Genomic DNA, 1,016 nt, shown 5'->3' with positions numbered 1-1,016 from the left:
GGGAGTAGCGCCTGAACCAGCGCAAGGGTGTCATCGTGCAGGGCGCGGGCGTCCGGATGGTCGGCGGCGTGAAAGGCCGCGAGGCCGCGCTCCAGGGCGTCGAGCCGCTCGCGGATAGCCGCCTGCTCCTCGCGAAGCTGATGCAGGAATCCCATAGTCCGCCTCCGTCACTGCATGGCGTGGCCCGGGTCCTGAAGTCTAGCGTCCCGGCCGGCGACCGCGGCCTACGGATTCGTGTTCTGTGATCACCTTGGCGACGGTGACTCCGGCCGCCGACGAGCGGCGGACACTGCCTCCGAGACCGCGTCCGCGCTCGCGCGTTGCCAGCCGAGTGCGAGGTGACCGCTCGGCACGATCCGGTGGGCGCACGCGCCTGCGGGCAGTGCGCTACGCCAGGGGCTGACGAGCTCGTCGTGGCTCGCCGCGACCGCGGTCAGGTGCAGGGCGCCCGGCGGTGCCACGCGCTCCAGTTCCGCCAGCCAGGCGCTACCGGGGCGCATCTGGCGGGCGTTCTTCCCGGGGCCGAACCGGGCCAGACGGGTGCCCCCGTGGGGCGTGCCCAGCGTCACCATGCCGATAACGGCGTCGCCGCCGCCGGCGGCGAGACAGGCGCGGGCGGTCAGTCCGCCCATGCTGTGACCAACAAGCACGACGGGCCTCCCGGGATACCGGGCCCGGACGTCGCGCAGGTGCGCGCCGAGGGCGTCGGCCTGTTCGTCGATGCCTCCGAACGCCGGCTCCAGGGTCGGCGGCGGCACCACCGCCAGGCCCCGGCGGCGCAGGCGCAGGAACGTGGGTAGCCAGTAGGTGGCCGTGGCGCAGTAGCCGTGCACGAGGACCACGGCCGGCTCGTCGCGGTCGCCGGGTGACGGCCAGCGGCACCTGAGGAGCAATCCGGCGCAGAACGGCTGGAGGACGCTGTGGGTGAACGTGAGCGCGAGCCACTCGCCAACGCCGGCGCGAAGCCCGGCGGCGAGCCCGGTGCGCGGCGCGGGACGGTCATCCAGCGTGCGGGC

The 1,016-nt window shown here is 74.2% G+C and carries 1 protein-coding gene; it reads right to left on the bottom strand.

Going from position 1 to position 1,016, the window contains the following annotated elements:
• Positions 1–245 precede the first annotated feature (245 nt).
• A partial coding sequence (locus tag G7A99_RS20980; protein WP_163143840.1) for an alpha/beta fold hydrolase occupies positions 246–1,016 on the bottom strand: 771 nt, incomplete at its 5' end.

It is taken from the genome of Arhodomonas sp. KWT (genome assembly GCF_010993615.1).
The sequence above is the reverse complement of the archived record's forward strand: the minus strand, read 5'-3'. Positions and strand labels throughout refer to the sequence as shown.